This window comes from Flavobacterium xizangense (assembly GCF_054075145.1).
Map to the genome: position 1 here is coordinate 1 of NZ_JBSIPG010000166.1, position 261 is coordinate 261.

Annotated in this window: 1 protein-coding gene; it reads right to left on the reverse strand. The window is 31.4% G+C overall.

Annotated features, from left to right (window positions below; genetic code table 11):
* A partial coding sequence (locus ACWA1B_RS22955; protein WP_456910953.1) for a lipid A-modifier LpxR family protein occupies positions 1 to 261 on the reverse strand: 261 nt, incomplete at both ends.

Here is a 261-nt window from a genome sequence, read left to right on the forward strand (position 1 = left end):
TCCCAACTTCGGCAAAAATATAACCGGCAAAAGGACGATCGTTTACAGTAACCGCTTCCTTATTTAAAAACCTCGGATTATAAAGATATTGCCCAATTCTAAATTCGGTAATTTCTTTATTTATTTTCGGGTTATCGTTTTTAGATAAAAATCGAAAAAAAAGCTCCAAACCATTGGTGTAATACATATCGTATTTAGACGAAGTGTACAAATCATTATCTGTTATAAAACCTATTTCTTTAGTTTTTCCTTGTCCAAAAG